The organism is Variovorax sp. 05L425, from assembly GCF_056397705.1.
Window position 1 is genome coordinate 44,128 of record NZ_JBFTNY010000009.1, and the last position, 13,502, is coordinate 57,629.

The window sequence follows — 13,502 nt, forward strand, 5'->3', positions numbered from 1 at the left end:
CATGACATGGTCTACCTATTATTGGGCGGCCGTGGCTGCCGACTTGCCCGGCAACTTTTCCTTGATGCGAGCCGAGCGGCCGCTGCGATCACGGAGGTAGTACAGCTTGGCACGGCGCACATCGCCGCGACGCTTGACTTCGATGCCGGCGATCAGCGGGCTGTAGGTCTGGAATGTACGCTCCACGCCTTCGCCGCTGGAGATCTTGCGAACGGTAAAGCCGCTGTTGAGGCCGCGATTGCGCTTGGCGATCACGACGCCTTCGTAGGCCTGTACGCGCTTGCGGGTGCCTTCGACGACGTTCACGCTGACGATGACCGTGTCACCGGGCATGAATTCGGGGATCTTCTTGCCGAGACGGGCGATTTCTTCCTGCTCGAGGGTCTGGATGAGGTTCATGATTTCCTGATGTCGATCATGTCCGCGCTACACAAAAGGCACCTTCGGATGAAGGAGCGGCCGGGCAGAGGATCGGGGAACCGAAGATTATAGCTTTTTTTGGAGGGCTATCTCATCCGACTTGCTAAGGCGGCCCGCGCGCCGTGCGGCATCGATGAGATCAGGACGTTTCTGAAGCGTGATCGCCAGCCGCTGATCGCGGCGCCAACGTTCGATCTGAAGGTGATGCCCCGACATGAGGACCGCTGGCACTCCCTCCCCATTCCACAACTCGGGCCGAGTGAAGTGCGGGCAATCGAGCAATCCGTCGAGGGCGGGATTGAAGCTGTCCTGAACGTGGCTGGCCTCGTCGCCCAGCACACCAGGTTGCAACCTGGCCACGGCATCCAGAAGCGCCATGGCGGCAATCTCGCCGCCCGACAGCACGAAATCGCCCAGACTGATCTGATGCGTGACCCTTGCATCGATGAAACGCTGATCGATGCCCTCGTAGCGACCGCAGACCAGAATTGCGCCATTGCCGACCGACCAGCTTTCGACCGCTTCATGGCGCAACGTTTCACCAATGGGTGAGAACAGTATGACTGGCGCTGCTGCGCCGCGCGATGACAGGGCGGCATCCAGGCAAGCCGACAACGGCTGCGCCATCATGACCATGCCAGGTCCGCCGCCGAATGGCCGGTCGTCGACGCGCCGGTAGTTCCCTTCGGCGAAGTCACGCGGATTCCAAAAGACGACCTCGACCTGCTTCGACTCGTAGGCGCGACGGGTGACGCCGCTCGAGAGAAGCGGCGTGAACAACTCCGGGAACAAAGTGATGATGTCGAAGCGCATGACGGCGCCAACCCGGACCGGTCAGTAGTCCGGCTGCCAGTCGACCGTGATCAGCCGACCCGCCAGGTCCACCTTGTCGACGAAGGCCGATACAAAAGGAACCATGCGCTCGACCGGCTTGCCGTCTTCTTCGGCAGCTAGGACCAACGTGGTCTGCGGGCCGGTGGCGAGCAATTCGCGCACCTTACCTAGTGCGATGCCTTCGCGATTCACGACGGCGAGCCCTATGAGATCGACCCAGTAGTACTCGTCATCGCCGGCAGTCGGAAAACTTGAACGAGGTACGAAAACACGCGCGCCGCGCAGTGCTTCGGCCGCATTGCGGTCCGGAACCTCAGTGGACGAGGCGACGATGCAATCGGAATGTTCCTTGGCCTCGCGGATCGCGAGCCGGAATGCGTGGCCAGCCGCAGCGCCCGGGGGCTGCAGGAACCAGCGCTTGGATGAAAAAAGCGCCTCGGGTTGGGCGCTGTGGGGCAGAACCTTGAACCAGCCCTTGATGCCCCAGGCATCGACGATGCGCGCCACTTCGATTGCATCCGCCGGAAGGTCGGCGGCCTCGAGGGTGGGCAGCATCGCGTGCCAGCGGCTTAGGCTGCTGCCTTGGGCACGGCTGCGGCCGCTTGCTTGATCAGACGGGTGACCGTGGGCGAAGCTTGCGCGCCAACGCTCTTCCAGTAGGTCAGGCGATCCTGAGCGATGCGGATGCTTTCTTCATTTTCCTTGGCGATCGGGTTGTAGAAACCCAGGCGCTCGATGAATCGGCCATCGCGACGGACACGCTTGTCCGACACGACGATGTTGAAGAACGGACGACCTTTGGAGCCGCCGCGGGAGAGTCGAATAACGACCATGATTTATCCTTCGGGTGGTGCGACGAACCCGACTGGGCCCGCCCACAATGTTCTTCCAGCGTCGAGACACGCGACATGGCCACCCGGCCAGCGACACGCTGAAAAGCCCACGATTATAGCCCGGACCCACTTTTTTCTACACCTCGGCCCTGCCGGGAGTTGCTGTATGACGACCATCCGCCCCAGTTGCGACGAAGACGTCGCCGCCATCACCGCCATCTATGCGCATCACGTTCTGCACGGGACGGGTACCTTCGAAACCGAGCCACCGAGTCCTGCCGACATGGCCGCACGACGCGCCGATGTCCTGTCGAAGAACCTTCCCTACCTCGTTGCGGAGCAAGACGACGAAATTCTGGGCTTCGCCTATTGCAACTGGTTCAAGCCACGTCCTGCCTATCGCTTTTCGGCCGAGGACTCGATTTACCTCGCAAACAGTGCGCGGGGCCAGGGCCTCGGCGCGAAGCTGTTGGCGGCGCTCTGTGAGGCGACAGAAGCGGTCGGTGTGCGCAAGTTGATCGCGGTCATCGGCGACTCGGCCAATGCCGGCTCCATTGGCGTGCATCGCGCGCAAGGCTTCAGCCATGTTGGCGTCTTGAAGGACTGCGGGTGGAAATTCGGCGAATGGCGGGATGTCGTGCTCATGGAAAAGGTCCTGGGTGAAGGCAGCTCAACAAGGCCGGAGCAATGAAAAACAAGACGGTGGCGGCGTGGCTGGCCTTCCTGGGCGGCCCCTTGGGCCTGCATTGCTTCTATCTCCGCGGCCCATCGAGCATCCTGGGTTGGCTGCTCCCGATTCCTACAGCCCTCGGCCTGTACGGAGTCGAGCGCGTGCGGACATACGGCCTTGACGACGCCTGGAGTTGGCTGCTGATCCCCCTGCTGGGATTCACGATCTCCGGATGTGCGCTGACCGCCATCGTGTATGGCCTGATGACGCCCGAAAAGTGGAATGCTCGCTACAACGCGAAGCTTTCCACCGACTCGGCACCTGCGACCGGAGGCACGAACTGGCTCACCATCGGAGCCGTCGTGCTGGCATTGCTTTTCGGGAGCACCATCCTCATGGCGAGTCTGGCATTCAGTTTTCAGCGCTACTTCGAGCACGAGGTCGAAGCAGGCAGAAAGATTTCGCAGTAGGACCCGAGCCTCAGAACACCTGGATACCGATCCAGTAAGCGATTGCCGCCACAAAGGCCGCCGCCGGGATCGTGAATATCCAGGCCCAGACGATGTTGCCGGCCACGCCCCAACGCACCGCGCTGGCGCGCTGCGCCGAGCCCACGCCGACGATCGCGCCAGTGATGGTGTGAGTGGTCGATACCGGAATGCCGAGCGCGGTCGCCAGGAAGAGCGTCAGCGCTCCGCCGGTTTCGGCGCAAAAGCCGCCGACAGGCTTGAGCTTGGTGATCTTCTGGCCCATGGTCTTGACGATGCGCCAGCCGCCGAACATCGTGCCTAGCGAAATGGCTGCATAGCAGGCCACGATCGTCCATGTAGGCGGGAGTTCGGCATCCGCGGCCGCGTAGCCGGTCGCGATCAACAGCATCCAGATGATGCCGATGGTCTTTTGTGCGTCATTGCCGCCGTGACCCAGACTGTAGGCACCGGCCGAGATCAATTGCAAACGCCTGAACCACCGGTCCACGCGCGAAGGCGTGGACCGCCTGAACGCCCAGGCCACCACGATCATCATGAACGAGCCGAGCAGGAACCCGAGCAGCGGCGAAACGAAGATGAATGCCACGGTCTTCCAGATGCCCGAGGCGATCAGCGCACCTGAGCCTGCCTTGGCGATGACTGCGCCCACAATGCCGCCGATGAGTGCGTGCGACGAGCTGCTGGGAATACCGTAGTACCAGGTGACGAGGTTCCAGCTGATGGCGCCGACCAGCGAGCCGAAGACGACGTGCACATCCACGACGCCCGGCTGCACGATGCCTTTGCCGATCGTTGCCGCCACGCTCAGGTGGAACACGAAGATCGCGATCAGGTTGAAAAAAGCCGCAAACACCACAGCCTGACCTGGCTTGAGCACACCTGTCGAAACGACTGTGGCGATCGAGTTCGCCGCGTCGTGGAATCCATTCATGAAATCGAAGGCGATGGCCAGAACGACCAGCACCACTACCACCCAGAGGGCGACCTGAACCGTTGCCATTCGAAGCCCGCGGTTTCAGGAATTTTCGAGGACGATGCCCTCGATCACGTTGGCGACGTCTTCGCACTTGTCGGTGATCGTTTCGAGCAATTCGTAGATGGCCTTGAGCTTGATGACCTCGCGCACATCGGGCTCTTCGCGGAAGAGTTTGCTCATCGCGCTGCGCATCGCGCGGTCGGCGTCCGATTCGAGACGATCGATTTCCTCGCAGGTCTTGAGTGTGGCTTCAGCAGTCGCCGGATCCGTAATCCTGCCCAGGAACTTCACGGCGTCCTTCACCCTTTCGCAGCACTTGACACTCAGCGCAGTCAGGCGCGTGATTTCTTCCGTCATGTGGCGAACGTCGTAGAGTGCCATGGTCTCGGCGGAATCCTGGATCAGGTCGGCCACATCGTCCATCGTGTTGATCAGCTTGTGGATCTGCTCACGGTCGATCGGCGTGATGAAGGTCTTGTGGATCAGCCGGTTGACATCGTGCGTGACGCGGTCGGCGGCGCGCTCGGCGTTGTCGACGTCACGGTTGTATTGCTCGCGCAGGTGCAGGTCGCCGTAGTTCGCCACGAGTTGCTCGAATGCGCGCGCGGCTTCGACAATGCGGTCGGCATGCTGGTTGAACATCTCGAAAAAATTCCCCTCGCGGGGCAGCAGCTTGCCGAACATGGCGGTCTCCTGGGTTCGCGGCCGCCACAGCACATTTGTGTGACGCCATCGTGAAAAAATCCGCGCAAGTGTACTGGGCAGCCCGGGCGCAGGGGTCAGAGGCGTTCGATCTGCTGGTCGGCGACTCGTTGGATCTGGGCCGCCGTGACAAGGACCGGCGCGATTTCTGCCAGAGGCAACAAAACGAATGCACGCTCCGTCATCCGGGGATGGGGGAGCGTGAGCGTCGCTGTATTCATGACGACCTCGCCATGGCAAAGCAAGTCAAGATCGAGGGTGCGCGGCGCATTCCGGAACGGTCGCTCACGGCCCGCGCCGGCTTCGAGACGGTGGAGTTCTTCCAACAGGGCCTGTGGTTCCAAACGTGTATCGAGTTCAACGACGGCGTTGATGAAGTCCGGCCCCGACGCATCGACGGGCGCGCTCCTGTAGAGCGACGAGCGTGCAGTCACCCGCGTCTGGAGCAACCCGTCCAGGTCCGACATGGCGCGCAACACGGCCGCGCGCGCATCGCCAAGGTTGGCGCCGATCGCGACATAGGCGCGGCCTTTCATTCCACGGTTGCGCCGCCTGCTTCGCCACCGCTGCGCGGCAAGCGCCGACGCCGGCGCTTGCGTGGCGCCGTGGCAACTTCGCCATCGGGCGGTAACGCGGAATCGACTTCGGCAGCCGGTGAAGCCGCTTGCCGTCCGGGGCCCGTGCCGCCTGGCGTTCGCGCGGGAACGCGCTGCCGAGTCTTCTTGTGGTGCTCGTCGCGGACCTGGTCCATCAGGTCCTGCCGCCGCAGGTCATCGGCCGTGCTGAACTCCTGCCACCACTCGGCGATCGCTTCGCCGACTTCGCCAATGTCTGCGCGCAGCCGCATGAAGTCGAATGCCGCACGAAATCGAGCCTGCTCGACCAGGCTGTACGGCGTGGCGCCGATGCGCTTGTCGAAGCGCGGCTGCATCATCCAGATTTCGCGCATGTCGGCGGCGAGCTTGCCACGTCCTGAGACGTCACCGATGCGCGCATTGAAGACATCGTCGATCGCGTCCTGCAAGGCGGGGAATGGCGGTTGAGGACGCTGCCCATGCCGGCCCTGCTGACGCTGCGCCCAGCCGTCGCGGACGTCGGCCCAAAGCACGCATGCGAGCAGGAAGCTCGGCGCCACGGGCTTGCCTTCGCCCACACGGCGATCGGTGTCCTGCAACGCCGCTTTCACGAATGGCTGGTCGGCGCGTTCCACAACCACGTCGAGCAGCGGATAGATGCCTGTCGAAAGGTCGAGCGCACGAAGCTGCGCGATGGTCGCGACCGCATGCCCCGTTTGCAGCAACTTGAGCATTTCATCGAACAAGCGGCTTTGGGGCACGTCCGCCAGGAGGCGGCTCGACTCGACGAGCGGCGCGGCGGACTTGGGTTCGAGCTTGAAGCCGAGCGCGGCCAGCTTGGCGGAGAAGCGAATCGCACGAATGATGCGCACCGGGTCCTCGCGGTAGCGCGTGATCGGATCGCCGATCATGCGCAGCGTGAGCTTCTTCGCGTCCTTGATGCCATTGTGATAGTCGACCACGATCTGGCTGGCCGGGTCGTAGTACATCGCGTTGACGGTGAAATCGCGCCGTGCAGCGTCTTCTTCCTGCGGGCCCCAGACGTTGTCACGCAACACGCGGCCGCTGGCGTCCACGGCGTGCTTCATGCCGGCGAGTTCGCCCTTGCTGGTGCGCTCGTTGCCCGCTACCTGCTCGGCGCCCGCGCTGTCCATGTAGGCGCGGAAGGTCGAGACCTCGATCACTTCGTGCTCGCGGCCGCGGCCGTACACCACGTGCACGATACGAAACCGCCGCCCGATGATGAAAGCGCGACGGAACAGGCTCTTGACCTGCTCGGGCGTGGCATTGGTCGCGACATCGAAGTCCTTCGGCCGCAAGCCCAGCAGCAGGTCGCGAACCGCTCCGCCGACCACGTAGGCCTCGAAACCGGCTTCCTGAAGGGTCGTGACGACGTTCTTGGCCCGCTCATCGACGAGGGCCGGATCGATGCCGTGCACCGAGGCGGCCACCTCCTGGCGCTTGCCGAAACGGGCCTTGCCGGTGGATGAGCCGCCGCCGGATTTGCCGAGGAGTTTGTCGATGAATTTCTTGATCATTGGAAGGAAGGGTTCGGCGCGCGAAGCGCCTCATTCATTTTCGAGCATCGACCGGATCAACGGAATCGTGATCGCGCGCTGGGTTTGCAGGGCGTAGCCGTCGAGCTGCGTGAGCAGTTCCATCAGGCTTCCGAGGTCTCGGCTGAACCGATGCAGCATGTAGTCGAGCACTTCGTCCGACAACATCACGCCGCGGCTGTCCGCGGCCTTCCGCAGTACGGCACGACGCTCAGCTTCGCTCAGGACCTGCAAGTGGAACACATGGCCCCAGCCGAGGCGCGTGCGCAGATCCTCGCGCAAGGGCAGGTCGGCCGGCGGCACTGCACCGGCCGCCACGACGCCACGCTGGAGGCTCTGCGCGTTGACGAACCAGTTGAACGCCGCGTGCTGCTGCACCGCTGTGTAGAGATGCACTTCATCCAGCACCACCGCGCCCCAACGCTCGTCAAATTCGGGAGGATCGGTCACGCCCGCATGGAGCCAGCCGGCGCTGGCGCCCTGGTCCTTCAACGCTGCCCGGACGGCTTCGAGCAGGTGTGTCTTGCCACTGCCGCTGTCGCCCCACAGATAAGTCGGCACCGGCGAATGGAGCGTCGGGACGTGCGCGTCGCCCACCCATAGCGTCAAATGCCGCAACGCCGGTTCGTTCGGCCCGGCGAAGAAGCCGGCCAGCGTCGGACCGGTCGCGATGCCGATGTCGAGCGCGAGCTGCTTCATGCCGCGACTGCCGCGAGCGGTTGAGGTGGCGCGTAGGACGCGAAAAAAAGATTCATAGGACAGGGCAGAGCGCCGCGCGACTGCCGGAAGGCGCCCACCCCTTTCCGGGAGGGGTGGCGCAAATACACGGAGACACGGAGTGACCAGCCCGGGAGAGGGTCAATGAGCGCCCTTAAAATCGTGGCGAATTCTATCGGCCCGACCGCATCGGTCGCCGGCGTCATTCTCCTCTTCCTTCCGCCTCCCCTCCCTCAGCCCGGCCCAGCCCATGAACTCCAACTCCTCCTCTCCGCTCAGCTACAAGGATGCCGGCGTCGACATCGACGCCGGCGATGCGCTGGTCGACCGCATCAAGCCGCTCGCCAGGAAGACGATGCGCGAAGGCGTGCTGGCCGGCATCGGCGGCTTCGGCGCCCTGTTCGAAGTGCCCAAGCGCTACAAGGAGCCTGTCCTCGTGAGCGGCACCGACGGCGTGGGCACCAAGCTCAAGCTCGCCTTCGAATGGAACATGCACGACACCGTCGGCATCGATCTCGTGGCGATGAGCGTGAACGACGTGCTCGTCCAGGGGGCTGAGCCCCTCTTCTTCCTCGACTATTTCGCCTGCGGCAAGCTTGACGTCGACACGGCGGCTGCAGTGGTCGGCGGCATCGCCCGCGGCTGCGAACTCAGCGGCTGCGCCTTGATCGGTGGCGAGACGGCTGAAATGCCCGGCATGTATCCCGCTGGTGAGTACGACCTCGCAGGATTCGCTGTCGGCGCGGTCGAGAAATCGCTGATCCTCACCGGCCAGAACGTGAAGCCGGGCGATGTGGTGCTGGGTCTGGCATCGGCCGGCGTGCACTCCAATGGCTTCAGTCTGGTGCGCAAGGTCATCGAACGCGCGGGCAACGCGCTGCCCGCTACGCTCGACGGCAAGCCGTTCCGCGAGGCTGTCATGGCGCCGACGCGGCTCTACGTGAAGCCGGTGCTGGCAGCGCTCGCCAAGCATCCGATCAAGGCGCTGGCGCACATCACGGGCGGCGGCCTGCTCGAGAACATCCCCCGCGTGCTGCCCGAGGGCACCGCCGCCCACCTTCGCAAGGGCAGCTGGCCGCAGAGCGAACTCTTCGCCTGGCTGCAGAAAGTCGCCGGCATCGACGACATCGAGATGAACCGCACCTTCAACAACGGCATCGGCATGGTGGTCGTGATCGACGCTGCCGAGGCCGTAGCCTGCGCGGCGACGCTGCGCTCGGAAGGCGAGACCGTGCACGAGATCGGCGTGATCGCCGAGCGTGGGTCCGGCGCGCCCGTCGTCGTCGCCTGAGCAACCCTGCGCCGCGTGAGCGAGTCCACACCCGTCCCTTCGCGCGCGCTGATCGCGTCCAGCTACCTGCTGATTGCCGGGGCCCTGCTGTTGGTCATGTGGCAGGGCTTGCTGCCCGGCCTGCTGTGCGTCTGCATCGGCTTCCTGGGCACTCGATGGATCGCCCGCCTGCTGGACGCAACACTTCGAGGCTCCCGACGACTGAGTGCGAACGATCCGGCTTGGTCCATGACCCCGCAGTTTCCCCGTGTTGCCGCGGCGACCTTGGTGATGCTGGCGCCGATCGGCCTGCTGACGCTCGGGTTCGCGGAGGCTCGAGAATTCGTTCTGAACGCGCCTGAGCAATACCAGGAACTTCTCGACTTCATCGCCCGCACGGTGCTGGAGTTGCGGCTCAAGTTGCCCGCCATCGCCGCCTATCTCCCTGAAGGCTCTGCGGAGGTGCAACGTGTCATCGCCGGCTACCTGCGCGCCCAAGCCGGCTCGCTCGCGCTGACCGGTCGTGCGTGGCTGGGCGGCGTGCTGTTCGCGTACGTCGGCCTGATCGTCGGCTCATTGGCCGCCATTGCCAATCAACCTCCTTCGAACCGCCCGCTGGCCCGGCAACTCAGACATCGCATCGTCCTGTTCGGCGAAGCGTTCGGACAGATCGTCGCCGCGCAGTTCTGGATTGCGGCCTTCAATACCTTCCTCACGGCCATATTTCTGCTGTTCCTGCTACCGCTTTGGAAGATGGAGTTGCCCTACACCCCGGCGCTCATCACCCTCACCTTCGTCGCCGGGCTGGTGCCGATCGTCGGCAATCTCATCTGCAACACCGTCATCACGCTGGTGGGGCTTTCGGTTTCGCCGTTCGTGGCGCTGGCTTGCCTTGCGTTCCTGATCCTGATCCACAAGGCCGAATACCTTATCAACGCCAAGGTGGTCGGAAGCCGCACGCAAATGTCGGTCTGGGAGTTGCTGGCCGTCATGTTCGTGGCCGAAGCGGTTTTTGGTCCAGCGGGTCTGGTGGCGGCTCCGCTGTTTTACGCCTATCTCAAGAAAGAACTGAAGGCGGCCAGGCTCGTCTAGGGCATCCAATGTCCTGAATTGATCGATTCCAGTCCGACTCGGGATGGTTGATCGCCTTCCATTGCTGGAAAATCGGTCGCATCATCCACCGACATTCGAAAGTCGCCGCCCATGAAGACCTGTCTCATAGTGATCGATGCGCAGGAATCCTTTCGCCATCGCCCGTATTTCGACGATCGCAGTCTGGCACCCTATCTGGCGGCCCAGAATGCGTTGATCGCGGGCTTCGCTGCGGTCGGGGCGCCCATCGTGCGGGTCCTCCATAGCGATGGGCCAGCCGTTTCAGACAACCCCTTCGCGCTGGAATCCGGGCAGGTGCGGCCCATCGAAGGCCTGGCTGCCTTCGAGCCCGCGGCCACATTCACCAAGGGCCGCCACAGCGCACTTGTCGGCACCGGACTCGACGTCTGGCTGACCCGGAATCGCATGGATCGCATCGTGATCAGCGGCATCCGCACCGAGCAATGCTGCGAAACGACGGCGCGCCACGCCTCGGACCTGGGCTGGCAGGTCGACTACGTTCTCGATGCCACGCTGACCTTCGACATGATTCAGCCCGATGGCAAGACGCTACCGGCGGCCGACATCAAGATGCGCACAGCCACGGTGCTCGAAGGCCGGTTCGCCACGATCTGTGGCGTAGATCAGGCGCTGGCGCGGCTGGCATGAGTCCCATCCCTCGAAGCTTGCGCGTCGCAATCCTCGCGTTCGACGACGTAGAGGCGCTGGACCTGGCGGGGCCCTACGAGGTCTTCACCACAGCCAGCCGAATGCAGCAGCGAGACACGCCAGCCAGTCCGCCTCTTTTCGAGGTGACTTGCGTCGCACGTTCCAGGGGGCCGATCCGCATGCGAGCGGGGCTTTGCGTGCTGCCCGGTCACAGTTTCGACGACGCGCCGAATCCGGATGTGTTGATCGTGCCCGGCGGCGTGGTCGATGTCGCGATGCAATGCAGCGCGACGACATGAGCCTGCACCTCGTCGCACGCCTCGCCGGCGAGCCGCTGGCACAGCGGACAGCAAGACAGATGGATTTCGCATGGACCCGGCTCGACTGACGGGCGAAACGCCGATCCGCGTTGTCTTCGCGCTGCTGCCTCAAAGCCTGGTGCTCGACTGGGCCGGTCCGGCGGAAGCGCTCCGGATCGCGAATCAGCTGCTCGTGTCCGGGGGGCAGTCGCCGCGATTTGAATTGGTGTTTGCAAGTCCACAGTCGACCTCGGCGAGTTCGGCCGGCATTACCCTGACGGGCCTGCAGCCGCTGCCTTCGGACTGGAACGGTCCATCCTGGGTGGTCCTCGTCGGCTCGCCCGGCGAAACGATCGCTGTCGACAACGACCCGGCGCGGGCCCTTCTGCACTGGCTGCGCGGCTTGCGCCTCGAACGCGGACAACTGGAAGTCGTCACGGTGTGCGCTGGCGCCTTGCTGGCTGCCCATGCCGGCCTGTTGGCGGCCCGGCGGGCTACCACCCACCACCATCACCTCGATGAACTGCAACAGGTCGAGTCTCGTTGCGACGTCGTAGCCAATCGCGTTTTCGTGCTGGACCCGCCGATCTACAGCAGCGCGGGCGAAACGACCGGTATCGATCTGATGATTCACCGCATTGCCGAGACCTGCGGCGAACCGCTCGCGGCAAGGGTCGCGCAAACAATGGTCGTCGCGCTGCGGCGCGGGCCGAACGACCCCGAGCTCTCGCCCTTCCTGGCTTATCGCAATCATTTGCATCCCGCGCTGCATCGCGTGCAGGATGCTGTCAGCGCACAACCCCAGGCCGACTGGTCCGTGCCCCGCATGGCCGATGTTGCGCGCACCTCTCCGCGTCACTTGACCCGGCTGTTCGTGGAGCATGCCGGCGTGGCGCCGCTCGAATACCTGCGGCGCCTGCGCCTTGCTACGGCGCAACTGGCACTCCAGTCAGGTGCCAACGTCACGCGTGCCGCGGAAATCTCGGGATTCGGTTCCGATACGCAGTTGCGCCGCGCATGGCGGCAGTTCGGGCGACAGGATTCGTCGCCCTCGTCCGGCAAATTCCGCGCAAGCCGCTCTGCGGCGAACTAAAGGTATCCGCAGAAGCGCAGGACATGCCCGTCGGGCTCGCGGATCGCAAATTCGCGCAAACCCCAAGGCTGAGAGGTTGGCGGCTCCAGAACCACGACGCCGCGCCTCACATAGGCGGCATGCAATCCGTCGACATCGCGCCCTACATGGATCACGATCTCGCCGCGCCACGGCGAAGCTTCACGCCGGCCGCATTGCCAAAGGCGGATGTACACCGGGTCGCCGTAGCTTCGATCACCCTTTTTCACTCTCGCATAGCTTGGCGGTTCGCCGGCGATGAAGTCGAGTTCGAAGCCGAGCACGTCGCGGAAATAGCGGGCCGCGCGCGCCGCATCGGCCACCGGAAGCACCGGCTGGATGCCGTGAAATTCGTGCAGCGTGCCCAGATCAGCCGCAACGGGCGGTGTGGATTCCATCAGCTCTCCGCGCGTCGCAATGCGGCGACACGTTCGGCGATGGCGTCGATATCGAGCGCATCTTCGGCGTGCGCGAGATACGTCTCGAGGTCGCGCACGGCCTGCGCGCAATTGCCCTGCTCGGCATGTGCCAGCCCCCGATCCCGGTGTTCGGCCCAAGCCTCGGGAAGCAGCGCGATCAGCCGGTCTTGCACCGCGATCGCGCGCTGCCAGTCCTCCTGGGCGTGATGGATTTCCTTCAGGTTGCGCAGCATTCGTCCGATGATTTCGCGCGGCGTTGCGGGCTGAAGGTAAAGTCCCAACGGCACATCGAAGTCGCCGACCAGCCCGTTGCTGCGCTTGTAGGGTTCGAGCCGTTCGCTGAGCTCCTCGCGGGAAAGAGACTTTCCGGTGAAGGGATCGATGACCACCTGCCCTTTCGGCAAAGTGACCTTGAGCATGAAATGCCCAGGGAATCCGACGCCGCGCGCCTGCAGGCCAAGGCCGTGTGCAAGCTCCATCCACAGGACCGCGAGCGAAATCGGAATGCCGCGCCGGGTTCGCAGCACGGCATTGAGAAAGCTGTTGTCGGGGTCGTAGTAGTCGTTGACGTTGCCGCCGAAGTTCAGGTCATGAAAAAAGAACTGGTTGAGCGCCCGTAACCGTTGGAGCGGCGCCGCATCAGCCGGCAGTCGACGCTTGAGACGCGCGAGGAGTTGATCAACGTCGCCGAGCACCTGCTGCACGTCGAGTTCCGGATATTCGTCCTGGGCCAGGCTTGCTGCCGCCTCGAGCAATGGAAATTCTTCATCGCTCTTGACAAGCGAATCGAAATACTCGAGAGCGGTGGGCGCCGAGAAGCTGAACGTCATGTGGCTTTGTAGAGGAGCGGGCGGGGACCGTCAAGGCG

The 13,502-nt window shown here is 63.8% G+C and carries 18 protein-coding genes; 7 read left to right on the forward strand and 11 right to left on the reverse strand.

The annotated features are described in order from the left end of the window. Positions 1–18: 18 nt before the first annotated feature. The 4 genes from rplS to rpsP form a co-directional block, all read right to left on the reverse strand. Positions 19–399 carry a 50S ribosomal protein L19 gene (gene rplS / locus AC1DN9_RS12335; RefSeq protein ID WP_478100477.1) on the reverse strand — a complete coding sequence of 127 codons (381 nt, stop codon included), beginning with the start codon at positions 397–399 and terminating at the stop codon, positions 19–21. An 87-nt stretch (positions 400–486) separates the two neighbouring features. Beyond that, entirely contained in the window at positions 487–1,233 is a 747-nt protein-coding gene (gene trmD / locus AC1DN9_RS12340; protein WP_478100479.1) for a tRNA (guanosine(37)-N1)-methyltransferase TrmD, read from the reverse strand. Between the two features lie 21 nt (positions 1,234–1,254). Then, on the reverse strand, positions 1,255–1,809 hold the full coding sequence (gene rimM / locus AC1DN9_RS12345; RefSeq protein ID WP_478100481.1) for a ribosome maturation factor RimM: 555 nt from the start codon (positions 1,807–1,809) through the stop codon (positions 1,255–1,257). A 14-nt stretch (positions 1,810–1,823) separates the two neighbouring features. After that, positions 1,824–2,087 (reverse strand): 30S ribosomal protein S16, encoded by a 264-nt coding sequence (rpsP, locus tag AC1DN9_RS12350; protein WP_478100483.1) that lies wholly within the window; start codon positions 2,085–2,087, stop codon positions 1,824–1,826. 166 nt (positions 2,088–2,253) lie between these two features. Between rpsP and AC1DN9_RS12355 the strand changes: the two genes are divergently transcribed. Beyond that, positions 2,254–2,778, forward strand: a complete 525-nt coding sequence (locus AC1DN9_RS12355) for an N-acetyltransferase family protein (protein ID WP_478100485.1) — start codon at positions 2,254–2,256, stop codon at positions 2,776–2,778. Next, on the forward strand, positions 2,775–3,227 hold the full coding sequence (locus AC1DN9_RS12360; RefSeq protein ID WP_478100487.1) for a TM2 domain-containing protein: 453 nt from the start codon (positions 2,775–2,777) through the stop codon (positions 3,225–3,227). Before AC1DN9_RS12355 ends, AC1DN9_RS12360 begins: the two co-directional genes overlap by 4 nt. Positions 3,228–3,237: 10 nt before the next feature. Here AC1DN9_RS12360 and AC1DN9_RS12365 read toward each other — a convergent pair whose 3' ends face one another. The 5 genes from AC1DN9_RS12365 to hda all read right to left on the reverse strand — a co-directional run bounded on the left by AC1DN9_RS12365 (position 3,238) and on the right by hda (position 7,756). Further along, positions 3,238–4,248: an inorganic phosphate transporter gene (locus tag AC1DN9_RS12365; RefSeq protein ID WP_478100489.1), complete on the reverse strand. Its 1,011-nt coding sequence runs from the start codon at positions 4,246–4,248 to the stop codon at positions 3,238–3,240. A 15-nt stretch (positions 4,249–4,263) separates the two neighbouring features. Next, positions 4,264–4,908 carry a DUF47 domain-containing protein gene (locus AC1DN9_RS12370; protein WP_478100491.1) on the reverse strand — a complete coding sequence of 215 codons (645 nt, stop codon included), beginning with the start codon at positions 4,906–4,908 and terminating at the stop codon, positions 4,264–4,266. A gap of 95 nt (positions 4,909–5,003) precedes the next feature. Continuing rightward, positions 5,004–5,462 (reverse strand): 2-amino-4-hydroxy-6-hydroxymethyldihydropteridine diphosphokinase, encoded by a 459-nt coding sequence (folK, locus tag AC1DN9_RS12375; protein WP_478100493.1) that lies wholly within the window; start codon positions 5,460–5,462, stop codon positions 5,004–5,006. Beyond that, the gene (gene pcnB, locus AC1DN9_RS12380) at positions 5,459–7,039 is read right to left on the reverse strand and encodes a polynucleotide adenylyltransferase PcnB (RefSeq protein WP_478100495.1); all 1,581 of its coding nucleotides are present in this window, start codon (positions 7,037–7,039) and stop codon (positions 5,459–5,461) included. Before pcnB ends, folK begins: the two co-directional genes overlap by 4 nt. A 30-nt stretch (positions 7,040–7,069) precedes the next feature. Continuing rightward, a complete protein-coding gene (hda, locus tag AC1DN9_RS12385; RefSeq protein ID WP_478100497.1) occupies positions 7,070–7,756 on the reverse strand; it encodes a DnaA regulatory inactivator Hda in 687 nt (228 codons plus the stop codon). A 268-nt stretch (positions 7,757–8,024) separates the two neighbouring features. Between hda and purM the strand changes: the two genes are divergently transcribed. The 5 genes from purM to AC1DN9_RS12410 all read left to right on the forward strand — a co-directional run bounded on the left by purM (position 8,025) and on the right by AC1DN9_RS12410 (position 12,197). Then, positions 8,025–9,065: a phosphoribosylformylglycinamidine cyclo-ligase gene (gene purM, locus AC1DN9_RS12390; RefSeq protein ID WP_478100499.1), complete on the forward strand. Its 1,041-nt coding sequence runs from the start codon at positions 8,025–8,027 to the stop codon at positions 9,063–9,065. A gap of 15 nt (positions 9,066–9,080) precedes the next feature. Then, entirely contained in the window at positions 9,081–10,136 is a 1,056-nt protein-coding gene (locus AC1DN9_RS12395; RefSeq protein WP_478100500.1) for an AI-2E family transporter, read from the forward strand. Positions 10,137–10,247: 111 nt separating this feature from the next. After that, complete coding sequence (locus AC1DN9_RS12400; RefSeq protein WP_478100502.1) at positions 10,248–10,805, forward strand: isochorismatase family protein; 558 nt, start codon at positions 10,248–10,250, stop codon at positions 10,803–10,805. Continuing rightward, positions 10,802–11,104 (forward strand): DJ-1/PfpI family protein, encoded by a 303-nt coding sequence (locus AC1DN9_RS12405; RefSeq protein ID WP_478100504.1) that lies wholly within the window; start codon positions 10,802–10,804, stop codon positions 11,102–11,104. The genes AC1DN9_RS12400 and AC1DN9_RS12405 overlap by 4 nt, the downstream gene beginning before the upstream one ends. Before the next feature lie 70 nt (positions 11,105–11,174). Beyond that, positions 11,175–12,197 carry a GlxA family transcriptional regulator gene (locus AC1DN9_RS12410; protein WP_478100506.1) on the forward strand — a complete coding sequence of 341 codons (1,023 nt, stop codon included), beginning with the start codon at positions 11,175–11,177 and terminating at the stop codon, positions 12,195–12,197. On the opposite strand, the gene AC1DN9_RS12415 is transcribed toward AC1DN9_RS12410, so the two are convergent. Both AC1DN9_RS12415 and AC1DN9_RS12420 read right to left on the reverse strand, forming a co-directional pair. Continuing rightward, complete coding sequence (locus AC1DN9_RS12415; RefSeq protein ID WP_478100508.1) at positions 12,194–12,613, reverse strand: bleomycin resistance protein; 420 nt, start codon at positions 12,611–12,613, stop codon at positions 12,194–12,196. The genes AC1DN9_RS12410 and AC1DN9_RS12415 overlap by 4 nt on opposite strands. Further along, on the reverse strand, positions 12,613–13,464 hold the full coding sequence (locus AC1DN9_RS12420; RefSeq protein ID WP_478100510.1) for a SirB1 family protein: 852 nt from the start codon (positions 13,462–13,464) through the stop codon (positions 12,613–12,615). The genes AC1DN9_RS12415 and AC1DN9_RS12420 overlap by 1 nt, the downstream gene beginning before the upstream one ends. Between the last annotated feature and the right edge of the window lie 38 nt (positions 13,465–13,502).

Excerpts from the sequence above, each read along its gene's own strand:
- rplS (WP_478100477.1), bottom strand. The coding sequence starts at position 399 with ATGAACCTCATCCAGACCCTCGAGCAGGAAGAAATCGCCCGTCTCGGC.
- trmD (WP_478100479.1), bottom strand. The coding sequence starts at position 1,233 with ATGCGCTTCGACATCATCACTTTGTTCCCGGAGTTGTTCACGCCGCTT.
- rimM (WP_478100481.1), bottom strand. The coding sequence starts at position 1,809 with ATGCTGCCCACCCTCGAGGCCGCCGACCTTCCGGCGGATGCAATCGAA.
- rpsP (WP_478100483.1), bottom strand. The coding sequence starts at position 2,087 with ATGGTCGTTATTCGACTCTCCCGCGGCGGCTCCAAAGGTCGTCCGTTC.
- AC1DN9_RS12355 (WP_478100485.1), top strand. The coding sequence starts at position 2,254 with ATGACGACCATCCGCCCCAGTTGCGACGAAGACGTCGCCGCCATCACC.
- AC1DN9_RS12360 (WP_478100487.1), top strand. The coding sequence starts at position 2,775 with ATGAAAAACAAGACGGTGGCGGCGTGGCTGGCCTTCCTGGGCGGCCCC.
- AC1DN9_RS12365 (WP_478100489.1), bottom strand. The coding sequence starts at position 4,248 with ATGGCAACGGTTCAGGTCGCCCTCTGGGTGGTAGTGGTGCTGGTCGTT.
- AC1DN9_RS12370 (WP_478100491.1), bottom strand. The coding sequence starts at position 4,908 with ATGTTCGGCAAGCTGCTGCCCCGCGAGGGGAATTTTTTCGAGATGTTC.
- folK (WP_478100493.1), bottom strand. The coding sequence starts at position 5,462 with ATGAAAGGCCGCGCCTATGTCGCGATCGGCGCCAACCTTGGCGATGCG.
- pcnB (WP_478100495.1), bottom strand. The coding sequence starts at position 7,039 with ATGATCAAGAAATTCATCGACAAACTCCTCGGCAAATCCGGCGGCGGC.
- hda (WP_478100497.1), bottom strand. The coding sequence starts at position 7,756 with ATGAAGCAGCTCGCGCTCGACATCGGCATCGCGACCGGTCCGACGCTG.
- purM (WP_478100499.1), top strand. The coding sequence starts at position 8,025 with ATGAACTCCAACTCCTCCTCTCCGCTCAGCTACAAGGATGCCGGCGTC.
- AC1DN9_RS12400 (WP_478100502.1), top strand. The coding sequence starts at position 10,248 with ATGAAGACCTGTCTCATAGTGATCGATGCGCAGGAATCCTTTCGCCAT.
- AC1DN9_RS12405 (WP_478100504.1), top strand. The coding sequence starts at position 10,802 with ATGAGTCCCATCCCTCGAAGCTTGCGCGTCGCAATCCTCGCGTTCGAC.
- AC1DN9_RS12410 (WP_478100506.1), top strand. The coding sequence starts at position 11,175 with ATGGACCCGGCTCGACTGACGGGCGAAACGCCGATCCGCGTTGTCTTC.
- AC1DN9_RS12415 (WP_478100508.1), bottom strand. The coding sequence starts at position 12,613 with ATGGAATCCACACCGCCCGTTGCGGCTGATCTGGGCACGCTGCACGAA.
- AC1DN9_RS12420 (WP_478100510.1), bottom strand. The coding sequence starts at position 13,464 with ATGACGTTCAGCTTCTCGGCGCCCACCGCTCTCGAGTATTTCGATTCG.